Annotated in this window: 16 protein-coding genes; 15 read left to right on the top strand and 1 reads right to left on the bottom strand. The window is 35.3% G+C overall.

Annotated features, from left to right (window positions below):
- The first annotated feature begins 285 nt into the window (after positions 1-285).
- From G3O08_RS09875 to G3O08_RS09860, 4 genes are read left to right on the top strand one after another with little or no spacing between them, the layout of a single operon-like run.
- A complete protein-coding gene (locus G3O08_RS09875) occupies positions 286-2,106 on the top strand; it encodes a cbb3-type cytochrome c oxidase subunit I (RefSeq protein WP_163285199.1) in 1,821 nt (606 codons plus the stop codon).
- The gene (locus tag G3O08_RS09870; RefSeq protein ID WP_163285198.1) at positions 2,099-3,130 is read left to right on the top strand and encodes a cbb3-type cytochrome c oxidase subunit II; all 1,032 of its coding nucleotides are present in this window, start codon (positions 2,099-2,101) and stop codon (positions 3,128-3,130) included. Before G3O08_RS09875 ends, G3O08_RS09870 begins: the two co-directional genes overlap by 8 nt.
- A gap of 4 nt (positions 3,131-3,134) precedes the next feature.
- Complete coding sequence (locus G3O08_RS09865; protein ID WP_204336836.1) at positions 3,135-3,416, top strand: hypothetical protein; 282 nt, start codon at positions 3,135-3,137, stop codon at positions 3,414-3,416.
- Entirely contained in the window at positions 3,413-3,835 is a 423-nt protein-coding gene (locus G3O08_RS09860) for a cytochrome C (protein WP_163285197.1), read from the top strand. Before G3O08_RS09865 ends, G3O08_RS09860 begins: the two co-directional genes overlap by 4 nt.
- 693 nt (positions 3,836-4,528) lie before the next feature.
- Here the strand turns inward: G3O08_RS09860 and G3O08_RS21860 are convergent.
- The gene (locus G3O08_RS21860; protein ID WP_204336835.1) at positions 4,529-4,756 is read right to left on the bottom strand and encodes a helix-turn-helix domain-containing protein; all 228 of its coding nucleotides are present in this window, start codon (positions 4,754-4,756) and stop codon (positions 4,529-4,531) included.
- A gap of 234 nt (positions 4,757-4,990) precedes the next feature.
- Between G3O08_RS21860 and G3O08_RS09850 the strand changes: the two genes are divergently transcribed.
- The 11 genes from G3O08_RS09850 to G3O08_RS09800 all read left to right on the top strand — a co-directional run bounded on the left by G3O08_RS09850 (position 4,991) and on the right by G3O08_RS09800 (position 18,619).
- Positions 4,991-5,188, top strand: a complete 198-nt coding sequence (locus G3O08_RS09850) for a class I lanthipeptide (RefSeq protein ID WP_163285196.1) — start codon at positions 4,991-4,993, stop codon at positions 5,186-5,188.
- A gap of 182 nt (positions 5,189-5,370) precedes the next feature.
- Entirely contained in the window at positions 5,371-5,592 is a 222-nt protein-coding gene (locus tag G3O08_RS09845) for a class I lanthipeptide (protein ID WP_163285195.1), read from the top strand.
- A gap of 121 nt (positions 5,593-5,713) precedes the next feature.
- The gene (locus tag G3O08_RS09840) at positions 5,714-6,937 is read left to right on the top strand and encodes an erythromycin esterase family protein (RefSeq protein ID WP_163285194.1); all 1,224 of its coding nucleotides are present in this window, start codon (positions 5,714-5,716) and stop codon (positions 6,935-6,937) included.
- Positions 6,934-8,133 carry a lanthionine synthetase C family protein gene (locus tag G3O08_RS09835; protein ID WP_163285193.1) on the top strand — a complete coding sequence of 400 codons (1,200 nt, stop codon included), beginning with the start codon at positions 6,934-6,936 and terminating at the stop codon, positions 8,131-8,133. The genes G3O08_RS09840 and G3O08_RS09835 overlap by 4 nt, the downstream gene beginning before the upstream one ends.
- Positions 8,134-8,558: 425 nt before the next feature.
- Positions 8,559-8,753, top strand: a complete 195-nt coding sequence (locus tag G3O08_RS09830) for a class I lanthipeptide (protein ID WP_163285192.1) — start codon at positions 8,559-8,561, stop codon at positions 8,751-8,753.
- A 75-nt stretch (positions 8,754-8,828) separates the two neighbouring features.
- A complete protein-coding gene (locus G3O08_RS09825) occupies positions 8,829-9,941 on the top strand; it encodes a hypothetical protein (RefSeq protein WP_163285191.1) in 1,113 nt (370 codons plus the stop codon).
- A gap of 415 nt (positions 9,942-10,356) precedes the next feature.
- Positions 10,357-10,560 carry a class I lanthipeptide gene (locus tag G3O08_RS09820; RefSeq protein ID WP_163285190.1) on the top strand — a complete coding sequence of 68 codons (204 nt, stop codon included), beginning with the start codon at positions 10,357-10,359 and terminating at the stop codon, positions 10,558-10,560.
- Between the two features lie 95 nt (positions 10,561-10,655).
- Positions 10,656-11,765 carry a hypothetical protein gene (locus G3O08_RS09815; RefSeq protein ID WP_163285189.1) on the top strand — a complete coding sequence of 370 codons (1,110 nt, stop codon included), beginning with the start codon at positions 10,656-10,658 and terminating at the stop codon, positions 11,763-11,765.
- Positions 11,766-11,858: 93 nt separating this feature from the next.
- Positions 11,859-13,067 (top strand): lanthionine synthetase LanC family protein, encoded by a 1,209-nt coding sequence (locus tag G3O08_RS09810; RefSeq protein ID WP_163285188.1) that lies wholly within the window; start codon positions 11,859-11,861, stop codon positions 13,065-13,067.
- Between the two features lie 18 nt (positions 13,068-13,085).
- Positions 13,086-16,406: a lantibiotic dehydratase gene (locus G3O08_RS09805; protein WP_163285187.1), complete on the top strand. Its 3,321-nt coding sequence runs from the start codon at positions 13,086-13,088 to the stop codon at positions 16,404-16,406.
- Positions 16,407-16,411: 5 nt separating this feature from the next.
- Entirely contained in the window at positions 16,412-18,619 is a 2,208-nt protein-coding gene (locus G3O08_RS09800; RefSeq protein ID WP_163285186.1) for a peptidase domain-containing ABC transporter, read from the top strand.
- Positions 18,620-18,656: the final 37 nt, after the last annotated feature.

Here is an 18,656-nt window from a genome sequence, read left to right as displayed (position 1 = left end):
AATGTAACGATCCACCGCAAAATCAAAAGTATCAGGGGGTCCTTTTTTGAAAAACGCGAATATTGGACCGGGAAGTCAGTAGAAGCCGCTATTTTTATGCAAATTGAAATCGTTTAGGACAGTATTGCAACATGATATATAATTATATAAACAGTATAAATTAAGCCCCGCTATTTAGAATGAATAAAAATAATCAATTAGAAGCTTTAATATCTCCTAAATAAAACAAATCTTTGCGCATAAACGGATATGCTTATCCTAATATCGACTTATCAAATTAAGATTATGAAATCGCTGTTACTGCTCTGCTCACTTTTACTTAGTCCATTGCTTATTGTAGCTCAAAGCACCACAGTCACCACAGACCAATGGCTTTTAAGTCCTGGTGTAATTGGCACTCTAATTTTAATTGGTATTGTGCTGATAGTGGGTATTCTGATTGTGTTTTACAGAATAGACGCCTTCGTACATCAATTACGAAAAAAGAATTCTCAGGAGAAAGACACCGAATTCACGCAAACCTTGTATTCTTTAAAAACACAGGAAATTGACGAAATTCTAGAAGCACGTAAAAAGGCACTTTCATATAGCCTTACCGGAGCAGAGCTGGGAAGCGAAGTGGAAGTGATGGACAAAAAAGGGTTGGTTGGCAAGGTAACCGACAATCCGAACAATCCACTCTTCGATGAGAAGCAGCAAGCGAAACTGCGTTTGGATGTTTCTCCCGAATTGCGAAAGATCGTGATTTGGTATCTTGGAGCAGCAACATTTTGGCTGGTTTTTGGAACATCAATAGGACAGTATTTAGGCATGAAATTCTTTTGGCCCGACATGGAGAGCATCTCATGGCTCGGATTTGGTCGTCTGCGCCCTGTACATACAAATACTGTTTTTTGGGGTTGGTCATCTATGGCAATGATAGGACTGGGCTATTTCGTTATTGCTCGAACATCAAACACCAGAATATTCAGCTATAAAATGGCCTGGTACGGATGGGTTCTTATCAACCTTACTGTTGTGCTTGGCAATATTGCTTTAATGAGCGGTGTAAACAATGGTGGTGGCGAATACAGAGAATATATCTGGCCAATCATGATTTTATTCATGATAGCACTAATACTTACGTTTATCAATTTTTATAAAACGGTGGCCCGGCGTACTATCAAAGACATTTACATTTCGAATTGGTTTATTCTCGCAGCATTGGGTTGGACAATTATCTTATCGGTAATTGGTTATTTACCCTTTTTTCAAAACGGGCTGGGCGAAACCGTAATTCAGGGTTACTACATGCACATGGGTGTGGGAATGTGGTTTATGACCTTCACTCTGGGACTTGTCTATTACTATTTGCCGGCATCACTCAATAAGCCTATTTATTCATATTCATTGGGAGTATTGGCTTTTTGGACTCAAATGTTGTTTTATACAATGATCGGCACCCATCACTTTGTATTTAGTCCTCTGCCATGGTGGCTTCAAACCATTGCAATAGTATTTAGTATGGGAATGTTTATTCCTGTTATCGCAGGAACTACAAACTTCTTAATGACCATGCGTGGCAGCTGGAGTCACATTTCTAAAAGTTATGTACTTCCGTTCTTCCTCGTAGGAGCCATTTTTTACTTCGTTGGTTCTGGTCAGGGTAGTTTCCAGGCTTTTAGATTCACCAACTTTTTATGGCACTTCACCGATTTTAATGTTGCTCACTCTCACATGACCATGTATGGAATTGTGGCCTTTTTTCTCTGGGCATCATTTTACGCCATAATGCCGAAGCTCACCGGAAAAGAACCTCCGCAAATATTAGTCGGTGCGCATTTCTGGATGGCGTTTGTGGGTCTCTTTTCATACATGATATCCTTAATGGTAGGTGGGACCGAGAAAGGGTTAAGCTGGATTGACAACCGTCCATTTATCGAATCAGTTACCCTTATGGCTCCATACTGGGTTTGGCGTGCCGTAGGAGGAAGCATGATGCTGATTTCGCACATCATTTTTGCAATCAACTTTATAATTATTGTGCGCGCCAGACCGTCAAATACCCCAATAGCTCCTACTGAAACTTCAGATAATTCAAACACTAAATTATACGGCCATGTTTAATTTTCATCGAAATCATAAAGTGCTTGTTATCATGTCGGTGGGTGGATTCTTATTGCTCTCTATTTTGATTGGAGTTGTACCTGCATACCAAATGCAAAATACCGAACCTCTTCCAAATCAGGAACCTTTGACTGAACTGGAACGCACAGGATTAAACATTTATATCTCTGAAGGTTGCGTAGCATGTCATTCACAGCAGGTTAGAAATATAGAAATGGATAAAGTATGGGGAAATAGACCATCCATGCCATCAGATTATTATTACACCAAGAAGCGACTTGACATCTGGCGACAAAGCCCTTCTCTATTGGGAAGCGAGCGCACCGGTCCTGACTTGACTAATGTAGGTTTGCGCCAGCCTATTGCCGACTGGCATTTACTTCATCTATATAATCCACGCACCGTTGTTAGTGAATCGATTATGCCGGCCTATCCATGGCTTTTTGAAATAAAAAACAGTGATAAGCTAACTGACGATGATAAAGTTGTTCCCGTACCGGAACAGTTTTTTAACACTCCCGGCAAAAAGGTCGTTGCGGGTGAGGGCGCGGCAGCTCTCGTAGCATATCTACAATCGCTCAAGCAACCCGAAATACCCGGCGAAATGCATAAGCCATTTATTCCTGCTCGCGAAAAATCGCCTTTAACAGCAAATGAAAGACCTGATCCGGACAATGCGGGTAAATCGATTAACCGTCCTGATGGCAAGCAAATTTACAATTCAACATGTGCTGCTTGTCATCAACCAACTGGAAAAGGTATTACAGGAGCATTTCCGCCTTTGACCGGTAGTCAAATTGTGAATAATGAGGATCCGACAATGCTCATAAAAATAATACTTCAGGGCTACGATGCCCGCACAGATTACGGTGTAATGCCCGGCTTTGCCGATCAGCTTACCGATGCCGAAATTGCGGCCATCACCACGCATGAGCGAAGCAGCTGGGGCAATGATGCACCGGCCGTAACGGTAGAGCAGGTTACAAAAGTTCGCGATGAAGTTATGAATGCACAAACTCCTTAAGATTATGAAAAAGATTATCAGTTATTTTTCGGTCACCTTTATTTTTCTCCTCGCTGCAAAAGCACTTTTGGCCTGCGAAATATGCGCTGCAAACCAACCTAAGGGACTGGAGAACATAACACACGGTCCCGGCCCGGCAGGAGATTTTGACTACATAATTTCCATTATTGCCATCATAATCGTGCTTTTGTCGTTATTTTACAGCATTAAGTTTTTGGTTAAACCCAAAGAAGACAACCCCGATCATGTTAAGAATATTGTTTTAAATCAAGGCCTTGGACTATGAAAGATTCTAGAGTAATAAAGGTATATCTCGATGATGAAGAGCAACCCTTTGCAGAATTTTCACCACCGGTAAAGTTTGAGCTCGATACAACAAAAATTCCGGACGGATCTCATACCCTGCGCATTGTAGCACGCTCATCTCGCGGTGTGGAAGGAGTACGAGTTGTTCCGTTTAAAGTGCGAAACGGCCCTACGATTTCGCTCGTAGGATTAAACGATAACGAGGAAGTAACCCAGCAAATTCCAATTACTATAAACGCCTACGGGAGCGAAACAGACGATCAGTTTGTAATTCGCGGATCCGAAACGCCTAAGGCCATTCCGGCGTGGGTATGGGCTTTGGTAATTTCGTTTATTGCTTTTGGTGCGGCTTATGCTATTTTGTATTGGACACCTGATTTTTATATTTCGTTTTTTTAAGTTTTGGTTTATTTAGAGTTTTAAGAGGTCAAGTCTAAATATTAGGCTTGACCTTTTTCTTATTTGGTACTGTTTTTAGTGTTGCAATAATTATCTACGGATTGATTGACGAGTGAGTCTTTCCTCAAATAGCACTCAGAAATTCTGTATATTTGATAAAAATCAAACTGAAATGACTTTAAGGCATCAGATGACCAAGGGAGAATTAAAAGACAGGATTGAAAAGTCAGAATCTGATTTTAAAAATAATCGATTTAAAAAGACTTCTGAGCTTTTAAAGAAATATAAATGATGGAATTAGAAATCATTTGGTCGGAATTTTCAGAATTTCAACTGGATGAAATTTATGATCATTAAAAGAGAAAAGCGAGTTTAAAAGTTGCAGCAAGGCTTATTAGAGGTATTTTAAGTGAACCGGAAATACTTCGCAAAAGCCCATATATCGGACAAAGAGAATATCTTTTAAAAGATCGGGAAACTACGTACCACTACCTTGTACATAAATCCTATAAAATTATTTATTCAGTTGAGGAAGAAAATGGATTGGTTAGAATTGCGGACGTATTTGACACTCGGCAGTATCGCAAAAGATTCATTGATAAACTATTAAGAAATGATAGATGTCATTATCTATGTGATCCTGGATAATTGCATAATAACCAATTGCCAGTCTATGAGAGAGACTTCCTTGACTTACAATTCAATAAACAATTCACTCACATGAATTTTTAACGCTTCCGCGAGAATGTATGTAGTGCCAATAGATGTATTAAGGACACCGCGCTCTATTCGGCTAATTTGCGAAATTTCAATATTGGCATCCGCGGCCAATTGAGCTTGAGTAACTTTGAGAGATTTCCTTTTCTCTTTCAACTTTTCTCCAAACTTTATAACAAAACTATGTGATTCGCGAATATCCACATAGCGAAGATGAAGGTGATTATGAAAATAATTGTAGGCATATTTGCCTATATAACAAATTATATTATTAACTTGTGCGCGTTAAGCGATAGCTTTCTGAACCAATCACTTTCAAAAAAACCATTATTCGCCTCTGGGAGACACCAAGATTTGCGAATTATACTCAGGGAAGTAATTGAAGCATTTTAGTTGAAGTCGCATCTAAATAGTTATTAACTTTAAAAATCAAAAATTATGAAAAAGATTAAATTAGACACGCGCCTAAACCTAAACAAAGAAACAATTTCTACCTTAAATGATGATCAGTTGAAAGGAGTCAAGGGGGGTGGATTTATGTCAATTGGTGCATGCTGTACAAATATGAAATCCGGTGGATGTAATAGTAATAACGTTACTCGTGGAATATTTTGTAGTGCAGATACACCTCACTAATAGCTTAATTAAATCAAGCTATTTTATTCTAATACAACTTTGTGTGCACTTGCCAAGAAACTTGACTGCCAGTAAATACAATTTTAATTTACTTTCAGATCTAGTGAAAGCTTCTGGTGCTCGTTATTCAAGGTTGAATTATTTGCTTAGAAATCAATTATTAACTTTAAAATCCAAATATTATGAAAAAGATTAAATTAGACGGGCGGTTAAGCCTCAACAAAGAAACAATTGCTCTTCTTAATGAGGATCAAATGAAAAACATTAATGGTGGAGGATTTCTGTCTTTATTCGGTAAATCCTGTAGGAACAAGGAACCGGATACAGATATTAATTCTACGCCACAAAATAATGCTACCTGCGAAGGTGCAGCGAACACGTGTGTCTATGTTGATGGGTGTTAAATAATTTTTTTTTAATTAGAAAGCACAATGCACTTGAGTGAGTATTGTGCTTTTTTTTAATTTATTTATGCTGTCCAAAAACCACTAATTTAAAGATAAGACTGTTCCCAATCTATTATTTATGAAAAAATTTTCTCTTTACTTCGGAGTTGTTTTTTTTCTACTAATCAACTTCTTATCTTTTGGATATTGTCAGCGAGGTCCAATAAATCCCATCCTTTCAATAGAATCAAATGACTTTGCTGATCTAGTATTTATTGACTCTCTAATTGCAAATAAAAGCATCGTTTTCTTAGGAGAAAGCAAGCATGGAGTTGAAGATTTTAATAAAATGAAATTCCGGATTATTAGATACTTGCATGAAAAACATGATTTCAATTTAGTAGTCTTTGAAGGAAGCGTGCATGAGGTGGCTTTAACAAATATTCTCAGGGATACTCTTAATAGTTTGGAGATGCTGACTCAAGCATTAATGGGATACTGGAGAACAGAAAGTAATTGTAATATGATGAAATACTTATCAGAAAATCAAATAGATATCGCTGGTATGGACTTAGTTTCACATGCGCTACCGCCAAAAAAGGAGTTCTACAAGATTATTTATAAGGATGATATTCTTGCAGATAAGTTCTTCGCGCTGGATAGTCTGTATAATTTTAAGTATCGTTTTGAGAGGGTGAATTTTTACCACAACAACAGAAAGACATCCATAATGGGGGAAAATCTTGACTCATTGGCCAAACATTTAATCCATAATTATGAAGAAGCAGTAAATGAATTAAAACAAATACAAATACCTAACCAGAAGCTATTGCTTTGGGCTAATAATTCATTAATTCGCCAGATAAAAGAAATGAACAAGATTAATGGAGGATACTTTAACTTGCTTTCAGCCTGGCGGGATAGTTCCATGGCTTCAAACTTAATGTATGCTATGAGTACAATTTACCCCAATCAAAAGACTATTGTGTGGGCATATGATGGCCATATTTCGAAAAATGGGAATCATCAATTCTTGAACTCAATAGGTATGTATGTCGACCAAACGATTAAAGACCAATCAGTATTTATTGGATTGAGCGCAATAGATGGAACTTATAGTATAGGTATGAATCCACCTTATCCAATTAAGCTCAAGCTAAAGAATATTGAGAGAAAATACAAAAAAATAATTACTAAAGGGGTTTTCGTACAAGCAACGAATCTGAACTTACCCGGGGGTATGAGCTTTGTGGGTTCCATCCAATCAGAAGATTTGCAGGAATTGTTTGACGGCTACATTTTTCTTAAGGACGTAAGAGGCAGTCAATTGATAAAATATAATGAACCAAATAATTGTAAATGACATCACGGGTAATCGAAAAAATAACAGAAATAGACATTATTCTTAGAAAAACTTTAATTACAAATAGTAAATCTGACAATAGTAATTATAGAATGGGTTTTCTTACCGGCGAACCGGGCATTTCCCTCTTTTATTATTTAAATTATCTACGCACAAGAGATGTAGAGAACATTGCTTTATTAGAGTGCGCCATAGAAAAGAGTTTCTCCATACTGAATAACACATTAAAGTTAAACTCATTTCATTGCAATGGAATATCTGGATTTATGAGTGGTCTTATGCTCATACACCGCGGAAACATCATAGATTTAAAAGATCTTCTACACTATTTTTCTTTTAATACAGATAATTATTTAACTTCTTCATTTAATAAAGCACTAAATGGAAAAAACTTTGATTTTTTGCATGGAGCTGAAGGTATTTTAAATTACTTTCTATTGCAGAATAAAGCTGAAAATAAAGTTGCTGATTACATTAATGTCTTAGATAATACAAAAATAGTTATCCCGAAAAAAGGTGTCGCATGGAAGTCGAATCTACTTATTGATAAAAAGCGATCAGGTGTTTATAATCTCGGTTTGGCTCATGGGATGGCTAGTACGATCATTATTTTGTCTAAAATAATTGAGGGTTACGGGAATTTAAAAGCACAACAACTATTAGAGAGGAATTTAGAATTTTACTTTTCCGAAGAACTCTCAATGGAATATAGTGCATCATTTCCAAATTTGTCTTCGTTGGATGAACCTCCCAAGAATTCACGATTAGGTTGGTGCTATGGAGATTTAGGAATTAGCATAGCTTTATGGTATGCCGGAAGAGCATTGAAGAACGAATCAATTAAGAAAAAAGCAATATCTGTTTGCGAAAAAACTCTTGTGAGAAAGGATTATCCTCTTACCGGAATTAAAGATGCTGGATTATGTCATGGTACGGCTGGCATAGCTGCTATTTATAGTAGAATGTATATCCTAACCGGCAAACTTGAATTTAGAGTTGCATACGAATACTGGATTTTAGAAACGTTAAATTTCGCTCAAGAGGATATTAAAAATGCGGGCTACAAATCTTGGACAACTGAAGGAGGTATTTACGAAACCAATGTTTTAAGTGGGATTGCAGGAATCGGCATTGCTTTGAATCAATATATACATGAAATAGATACTTCTTGGGACAATTGTTTATTGTTATCATAGTCGTATCTCTTCTGAAATAGCTGTTTTCTTATTCAAAGTGACAACAACCCAGAATATCATCATGGATGTGCGCAAATCTATTAACAGCGAGATAAAATAGATTAAATCTTCATTAACCCACAAGGCCTTTACCAAGCGCCATATTTTATTATAAAATCGGATTTCATTGTAATTCAATCTGAAAAGTTGCAAGTGTTAATTTATATAGATGAGAATAAAAATAGGCATAAATGCCTATTTTAAAGTATTTCTCTTATCTTTGAATACAGAGAAACAATTATCAATTGAATCAATCACTTTCAAAAAAAACAGTTATTCAATTTTGGGAGACACCAAATGAATCTGAATAAAGCACTAGGAAGTTGCGAAGATATTATAATTGAAAAATGCATCTCAAAATTTATTAACTTTAAAAACCAAACATTATGAAAAAGATTGAATTACACGGGCGGTTAAGCCTAAACAAAGAAACGATTGTAACCTTAAATGACGATCAGATGAATTCTCTCAAAGGTGGTGCCCCGGGGTTCTTATCAATTGGTTCCAAATGCACTCAAGCGACTGAAAAGTGCAGGAGTCAGGATATTTCACGCCCAATTTTTTGTAACGAGCATGATTAAAATCCTTAAAATATGATAGATAGATGCATTCTTTACGAGTGCATCTATATTTATACTTTCATTATACTTAACAGCATGTCGAGATTAATTTTAGTGGCTCTTTTTTCATTCTTTTCTTTTCTTGCATCAAGTCAATATTCTTCAAAAGGTTTTAATCTTGATAATCTTACTTTCCTAGATTCAACTATTACCGATTATGACCTCTTTTTAACTGCAGAATGGCATTGGCGCAGCGAGAATACAGGTCGGATGAAAAAAATGATAGAATATTTAGCCAGCAATAACTCATTGAATGCTATTATAGTAGAAAGAAGCTACGATTTCGGGCATTGGGTGAATTATTTCTTAGAGACCGGGGATAGCCTGTTTTTAAAGGAATTTTTGGAAATCGATAATTTCTTCAGTGTTTATCATGGTGTTTTATTGCAAGATGAATACGAATTTTACTGCTGGTTGAGGAGGTTTAAAATCCAACACAATCTATCTATTAGGGTAATAGGTATCGATTTGCATGCCTATTGGGACGAAAAACCAATTCTTTGGTCATTTTTAAAATTAGTTGATCAGAACCCCAGCCTCCAAAAACCACTGAAGGAGAATGTAGATTTGGCTGTCAAATTGTTTTCTATGAAAAATGTGAGTATCCACACTATGTTAAAATGGAATCGCCATCTCCAATCTTCAGCTCTCGAGATGAAAATAAGCGACACTGTGTTTCTAAATTTTCTATTCAGTTTAAATCAATCAGTGAAATACGCTCATGGTGGCAAATTTAATTATAGGGAAAAACAGATTGCCGTTAATTTTTTAAGATATATTGAAAAAGGCGAAAAGGTTTTTGGCCAATTCGGGCTTGGACATAATATGCTGCAACCAGAATACTCTGAGCGAACTATACCGTTCAATTTTTTTATGAAGCCTTACAGGTACAACTCTTTTACCTATCTGCTTAATCAAAATGACTATTATAAGGGTAAAATATTATCTATTGGCAGGATTTGTTTTGATTGTAAAGATATTGGTCCAGAATACGGGAAAGATATTTCCGCTCCATATGTATCAGATGAAGCATTTATAAAACTAAAACCTCAATTTGAAAATCTTCCTGACAATACAATTATTGATTTAAGGGGGACAAAAGAAAAAATAACAGAAAACTCTCAACTTTTATTGTTGGAGTTTGACTGAAAGTTCTTAGAAGTTAAAGGATTATAGATGTGGTCACTCCCTGTTTACTTAAGAAATAACTTATTAAAATATGCCATTAACTGTGCATGCATGCATATTTGGGCTTTCATTGTACATGCCACTTTTACTAAATTTTCTAATAATTCAATTCGAATTATCTACTAAATAAATTCATCTTCGAAATAGTTAAACTACATGACGAAAATTAACATAGGCATATATGCCTATGTTTAAATATTTCTCTTATCTTTGAATACAGAGAAACAATTATCAATTGAATCAATCACTTTCAAAAAAAACAGTTATTCAATTTTGGGAGACACCAAATGAATCTGAATAAAGCACTAGGAAGTTGCTAAGATATTATAATTGAAAATTGCATCTCATAATTTATTAACTTTAAAAACCAAATATTATGAAAAAGATTAAATTAAACGGGCGGTTAAGCCTAAACAAAGAAACGATTGCTACATTGAATGAAAACCAGATGAATGCTGTGAAAGGTGGTGCGCCAGGATTTTTGTCAATTGGAGAGTTTTGCTCTCGTACTGCAACTGGGTGTAAAAGTAATGAAATATCAAGACCACTATTCTGTAAGGGAGATAACCCAGGGGGATAGATTAAAACTGAAAAATAATCTGAATAGTTGAATCAAATGGACGTGTTTTTATATAATGCGTCCATTTCTATTCTTATGCTTCAATAAAATATATTATGGTTAAGCTTATATTATCTTCATTTTTATTGTTTCTTTCTTTGTCTGTGTTTTCCCAAGAGGACACCATCAGCTTCAACAGAGAAAACCCACCGTTTCTTGATTCAACCATAGCTGATTTTGATGTGTTCTTAACTGCTGAAGTTCATTGGGGAGAGAATAATTCAAGTCGTAAAAAAAAAATGATTGAATACTTATCAAGCAATAATTCATTGGATGTTATCGTGGTGGAAAGAAGTTATGCTTTCGGGCTGTGGGTGAATTATTTTTTAGAAAGTGGAGATAGCCTTTTTTTGAAGGAATTTCTTGCTGTTGATGATTTTTTCAGTACAGTTAATGGAGTGGTTTATGATGATGAATACGAATTTTACTCTTGGCTTAGAAATTTTAAAATAGAGAATAATCTCTCAATCCAAGTAATTGGGATCGATATGGCATCTTTTTGGTTTGGAAAACCAATTCTTTGGTCATTTTTAAAATTTACAGATCGAAATCAGGATATGCAAGAACTACTAGCAACAAGCATAGAAAATGCAAATATCCTGTTGTTAAAAGAAAAATTAACAACGCGGGCAATATTGAAATGGTATCGAAAACTAAAATTAACAACCAGCCAAATAGAAATTGTTGATCAGCAATTTTCTAATTATTTATTTAATCTGCAGCAATCAGTAAAGTGGTCAAAAGAACGGAACATTGATTATAGAGAAAACGAAATAGCAGCTAATTTCACAAACTATATCGCAGAAGGACAAAAGGTTTACGGTCAATTCGGAATGGGGCATACAATGCTTCAACCAGAAAAACTTATTAGGTCGAAACCATTTACTGCCTTTAAGTCCAGAACGTTTATGTCTTTTGCCTATCTGCTAAATCAAGATGAATATTATAAGGATAAAATTCTTTCAATAGGTCTAGTTTGTTTTAATTGTGACCGATTTAATGATTTTCCTGGTCCCGACTTATTTTATCCTTTTTTGACTTATGAAGATTTTGAAAGGTTGAAATCAGAGTTTTTGAAACTTTCTCCAAACACCCTTATTGATTTAAGAAAAACGAATGAAAAATCAAAACATAATTGCCAATTATTGTTGATTGACTTTGAGTGAAGTTGCTTTAGGTAAAGAAACTATTAATAATCGACTACTATTTTTCACGAATACTTTTATCTGTTTCTAGTTAACCTTTAATATTGCGGCAAAATGAAATTGAAATTAGACGAGATTATTCTTGACTACATACTTTACTTGAAGACAAATTCAGAAGTGCCGTTTTCGTTATTAAGTGGTAATTGTGGCATTTTTTTGCTGGTTTTTTTATATTTTAAGAACTATAGTTTGGATCTATCTAAATATGATGTCGAAAGCTTGTTTTTAAAAAGCCTGACAGAAACATTCCAGAATCCGCCCATGAACTTTACTGACGGCATTTCTGGCATTGGCTGGATGTTACAATTATTAGTGAAGGAAGAAATTTTGGAATATTCTGAGGTAACAAAAGTTTTAGACCAAATTGATAGTCTTTCTAGTCAATTTGCCATTCACTCTTTGCGAAATGGCAACCACGATTTCTTATACGGTGCCGCTGGAGAAATGCTGTACTTGCAAAGTAGAATGAATTATAATAATAAAGTGAAAAAATCCCTTATTGCAATCAGCGATTCCTTAATAGATTCGAGTAAAAATTCCGTCGATGGAATTTACTGGCAGGAGAGTGGATTTATGCTGGAGGATGAGCAAAAGAATAAAGAAGTCAGTAATTTGGGAATCTCTCACGGACAGGCAAGTAAGATTGTAATTTTATCTAAACTCGTTGAAAACGGTATAGAAGTAGAGCGTTATAGCAAAGTTTTGACTGAAGCCGTAAAATTCATTCTATCCTGCAAAAATAAATTCACACAAAACTGTTTTTTTCCAAGTATTATTGAGAATAATGTAGGACAAGAGTCCGCGTTTTGGTGGAGTTATGGTGATTTGGGTATTGGAATCGCACTTTATCAAGCAGGAAGAGCTTTAGGTAATCCTGAAATCATTAAGGAAGCGGAAAGTATTTACCACTATTATAAAAATACGAAAATAGAAGAAACAGGTATTTTTGAGGCTTCGCTATGCAGAGGAACAAGTGGGGTAGCTTTAATGTACCACAATATGTTTTTGAATACAGGAATTGACGCGTTCCGAGTTACTTCTGATTATTGGTTTGATGAAACCTTAAAGCTGGCAAAATATAGCCATGACAGTGACAGTATCAGTGGGTTTAAATTCTTGAATAATTATTCCACAAATCGCGATGAATGGTTTTACCAAAGCAATCCCGGCCTGTTAATGGGTACCGCAGGGGTTGGTCTTGCTATGTTAAGCAAATTAAGTGGAAAGAAAATGGCATGGAGCCAGTGTTTACTTTTAAATTAAATTCTGGATACAGCAATTATGAAGTACAGTTTTAATGAAAAGACCATCTTACGTATTCCTGCGCAACCGCTAAAAACAAGTTTTTCAAAAGAAGAATTGTTGAGCTTTTTCTCGAAAAATGAAAATCAAGAAGCCTTGTTCTTGTCATCTCCAGATCTTTTAGATGCCTTTAATAAGCAGCAAGCAGGAGATGTAGATTCAGAAAAAGAAAAGAAACTAATCACTTCGTTATTAAAATATGCAACTCGGATGCACAGCCGCTGTACTCCATTTGGTTTATTTGCAGGATGTGGTATTATAGAGAGTAATATCGAAGATATTAGTGTAAATACTGGAAATATTCAGAGAAGCACGCGCTTAGATATGCACTTTACTTGTGCCTTAGCCCAAAAGTTGGCTGAATTGCCATACATTCAAAAGCATTTAAAATTTTATCCTAATTCAAGTCTTTATTGCATTCAGGATAAAATTAGATATGTTGAATACTTTTATAGAGATAAAATCAGAATTCATAAAATTAGCGCTGTTGACAATTCTGTCTATCTACAAACGATATTACAGAAAGCAGCAAAGGGAGCTACTATTAATGAATTAGTGCAATCTATTTTATCGTCTGACATTCGTTCCGAAGTGGCTTCAGCCTTCGTTAAAGAAATCATTTCAGCTCAAATTTTAATAAGCGATTTAGAGCCGGGAGTGTCGGGTGAAGAATTATTAATACAAACAATCGAAGTTCTAAATGGTATTTTAAAGTGTTATGAAATACCAAGCAGAGAAATGGAATCTGAAAAATCTTCTTCAGATCAAGAACTTCGCGCGATCATTGAGCTGCTCGAGAATACTAAAAGTGACTTACTAAATATTGACCATTCCATAAAAAATGACATTTTAGTTTACAAACAATTGGTGGAAAAGTTGAGCGCTTTAGAAGTTCCTTTTGAACTCAATAAGCTCTTTCAAACAGATATGTTTATTGCGCCTCATGAACGAGTTCCCAATATAGAAACTTCTATAGCTTGTGCGAATAATCCAACGGAGCAGAGCGAAAGTGAATACCACACCACGCCATTAGTCAAAAGTAAACAAGAAACAACCATTAGAGTTAACCGGACGAGACCAGAATCAGGAAGAAAAGACAATGAACTACAGAAACAAATAACAAAAGCATTAACAGTTCTCAACCAGTTAACAGCAATACCATCCAAAACAAATCTCACAGAATTTAAGGAAAAATTCTTTGAACGGTATGAAGATGAGGAAGTGGCACTCTTGGAAGCGTTAGATACTGAGACTGGAATAGGTTATGCGTTAAATACGAATAGGAGCGGAGATTTAAACCCTTTGGTAAACGATCTCTATTTATCTTTTAAAGATGATGATGACACGAAAATTAATTGGAATAAAAGACAATCCTTTTTATTCAAGAAATTATTGAAAGCTCATAAAGATAATGATCATTGTATTGTTCTAAAATCTGAAGACCTCAAAGATTTTAAAAGTAACTGGGACGATTTACCTGATAGTTTTTCTGTGATGTACAAACATCACGGGAAAAGAGACGAACGTGATTTGATAAGTGTTGAAAATGCTGGTGGATCAAGTGCCACTTATTTATTGGGCAGATTCGCTTCTGGAAATAAAGCCTTTGATGATTTGGTTAATAACATTGCCAAATCTGAGAAAGAAAAAAATCCGAAAGTCATCCTTGCAGAAATAGTTCACTTACCGGAAAATAGAGTTGGAAATATTCTAATGCGACCAATATTTCGTAATTATGAAATTCCGTATTTGTCCAATTCAAGCTTACCTAAAGACCAGCAAATAACTCTAAACGATTTATTTATTTCAATAAAGTATAATCAATTAGTTCTTTGGTCTAAAAAATTAAATAAGCAAGTGATTCCGCGAATGGGAAATGCACATAATTTTTCTTTCAATAGCTTACCTGTTTACCATCTCCTCTGCGATTTACAAACTCAAAATATTAGAGGTGGAATTTATTTTGACTGGGGAAGCCTAAAGCATCAATTCGCTTTTTTACCACGTGTGGAAGTTGATAATGTTATACTTTCTTTTGCTACTTGGCAATTAAAAAAAGATGATTATCAGGTGCTTTTGAAAAAGGAGATCAACATAATGGAAGTGGTTCTAAAATTGCGTAAAAAATGGCGGTTACCACAACTCATCATGCTCGCCGATGGCGATAATGAACTATTAGTTGATCTGGAAAACAGATTGAGCGTTGAGATGCTCATTTCAATGATCAAAAAAAGACCTGGCATAGTTTTAAAAGAATTTTTATTTGATGAAAAAACGGCAAAAGTAACTAACGAACAAGGAAATGCTTATGTCAATGAATTTATAGCAATTCTCGAAAAAAAGAAATCCACTGATACACAAATTGAATTTGAAAAAACCGATAGTGTTAGATCAAAAAGTACTCAAGCTCAAGTTCAAAGATTTTTCGCAATTGGTTCTGAATGGCTCTATTTCAAAATATATTGTGGGGTAAGAATTTCTGACAAAATATTAACTGACGTAATAAAGCCTTTGACCCAGAAGTTGATTAAGGACGAATTAATCGACAGTTGGTTCTTTATCAGATATGCTGATCCAGAATTGCACCTTAGGATCCGTTTTCATTTTACTGATTTAAAAAACATTGGCCATGTTATCGTCATGTTCCAAACATCTATCGATGAATACATTAAAAGCGGCATGATCTGGAAAGTGCAGACTGATACCTATAAGCGAGAAATACAGAGATATGGTTCAAATACAATTGAATTGGCCGAACAGCTCTTCCATTTTGATAGTGATTTTGTAGTTGGTTTATTAGACGAAATTTATGGTGATGAAGGAGAAGATATTCGTTGGTTAATTTCGATTAGGTCTGTAGATAAACTCTTATCAGATTTTAATTATTCAATGGCAAGTAAGCAAGCTTTGATGGAAAATTTGAAATTGGGATTTGCGCATGAATTTAATATGGATAAAAGTTTGAAGATTCAATTGGATAAGAAATATAGAAAACATAGAAGTTCCATTGAATCTATTCTGAAAATAAATAAAGAAAACGCAAATGAACTATCACTTCTGTTTGAATTTTTAGAAATGAAATCAAGAAGAATCAAGCCTATTGCCGAAGAGATTTTATCGCTAAACAGAAAAGATGAACTGTCAATGCCCTTGAACGATTTGTTAGCCAGTTATATTCACATGTTATTAAATCGGCTTTTTAAAAATAAGCAACGCTTACATGAAATGGTGCTTTATGATTTTATGTGGAGAACGTATAGATCGGAATTAGCTAGAAGCAAAAAACTTAATAAGGTTTAAATTATATGACATTTCCCTTCTATAAACAACCTGATGCGATGGACTGCGGCCCTACATGCATACGTATGGTTGCGAAGTACTACGGGAGGCATATTTCATTATCAAAAATACGTAGCTTATCAGAAACCACTCGCGAAGGTTCGTCGTTAAAAAATATTGCTGACGCAGCCGAAAAAATAGGGTTTAGAACAATAGGTGTTAAAATCAATTTTGAAAGATTAATCGAAGATGTCCCATTACCATGCGTTGTTCATTGGCGGCAAAATCATTTTGTAGTCATTTATGAAATCTCGGGGCAAAAGAAAAACAAAAATACAGACAGTCTAAAAATAAAAATTGCAGACCCTGCACACGGCTTAATAGAATACACTACTGAAGAATTTCTGAAAAATTGGATTGGAGCTGATGCTAAAACATCAACAGAAGAAGGTATTGCTTTACTCCTCGAACCAACACCACGCCTAAAACAAATAGAACCGGATGACAACGAAACCCGAAAGGGTTTTTCTTTTTTGTACCAATATCTGTTTCGGTACAAAAAGTTTCTGATTCAGCTTGCACTTGGCTTGTTAGTTGGTAGTCTGCTGCAACTTATCTTTCCTTTTCTTACTCAGAGCGTAGTAGATGTTGGTATTCAAAACCAAGATATCAATTTTATTTATTTAATACTCATTGCGCAGCTCTTTTTGTTTATCGGTCAAACAAGTGTTGAAGTAATTCGTGGATGGATACTGCTCCATCTCAGCACACGCATTAATATTTCATTGGTTTCTGATTTTTTCATTAAGCTCATGAACTTGCCTATAGCATACTTTGATGTGAAGATGACAGGCGATATTATGCAACGCATTAATGACCACCAGAGGATAGAGAGTCTGCTGACATCCAGTTCTTTAAATGTCTTGTTTTCATTTTTCAACCTTATAATCTTTGGTGGGGTACTAGCTTGGTATAACTTAAGGATTTTCGCGGTTTTTCTTGTGGGTAGCGCTCTTTACTTTATTTGGGTAATGCTCTTCTTAAAGAGAAGAAAAGAGTTAGATTATAAACGCTTTTCGCAAATGAGTGACGAGCAAAGCAAGGTAATAGAAATGATAAATGGCATGCAGGAAATAAAAATGCACAATGCCGAGAAACAAAAACGCTGGTCGTGGGAATTCTTGCAGGCAAGGCTTTTTAAAATCAGCATTAAAAACCTTTCGCTACAACAAACCCAAACAGTAGGATCTAACTTTATCAATGAAGTAAAGAATATTTTCATCAGTTTTTTGTCTGCTAAGTTGGTAATTGACGGACAAATAACACTAGGTATGATGGTGGCCATTCAATATATTATCGGACAGCTCAATAGTCCAATTACGCAATTAATCGGATTTGTTTATTCGGCTCAAGACGCAAAAATAGCCTTAGAACGCTTGTCGGAAATTCACAATAGACCAGATGAAGAAGAAGGTGAAATTCACGATATTCCGGCAGATTCTGATTTTGAATTAAAAGATGTGAGCTTTCGTTATACCGGAAGCTCTGAAATGGTACTTGAAGATTTAAACCTCATTATTCCTGCCAATAAAATTACTGCAGTAGTTGGGGTGAGTGGCAGCGGCAAGACGACGCTTATGAAAATGCTGCTCAAATTTTATGCGCCCTTAGAAGGTGAAATTAAAATTGGCAATTATAACCTAAACAATGTATCTCAAAAATCCTGGCGCGGGCAATGTGGAGTAGTAATGCAAGAAGGTTATATCTTTAATGATACCATTGCAAATAATATAGCCATTGGAGAAGATATTATTGACAAGATCAAATTGCGCAAAGCTGTCGAAATAGCTAACATCAAAGATTTTATTGAAAAACTGCCATTGGCATATAATACCAAAATAGGGATGGAAGGAGTTGGTATGAGTACGGGTCAGAAACAGCGATTGCTTATAGCTCGCGCCGTATATAAAGATCCACGATTTATATTTTTTGATGAAGCCACAAGTGCTTTAGATTCAAACAATGAAAAGGTTATTATGGAGAAACTCAATACATTTTTACAAGGGCGAACGGCTGTAATTGTAGCGCATAGGCTGAGTACCGTAAAAAATGCAGACCAAATTGTGGTTTTAGACAATGGCAAAATCATTGAACGTGGAAATCACAGAGAATTGGTTGCATTGAAAGGGAGTTATTATGAGCTTGTTAAGAATCAACTTGAACTGGGTAATTAATTACGAAAAATTAATTACGAATTACGAATGGGAGAAT

The organism is Cryomorpha ignava (assembly GCF_010686655.1).
Taxonomy (GTDB): Bacteria; Bacteroidota; Bacteroidia; order Flavobacteriales_D; family Cryomorphaceae; genus Cryomorpha; species Cryomorpha ignava.
The sequence above is the reverse complement of the archived record's forward strand: the minus strand, read 5'-3'. Positions and strand labels throughout refer to the sequence as shown.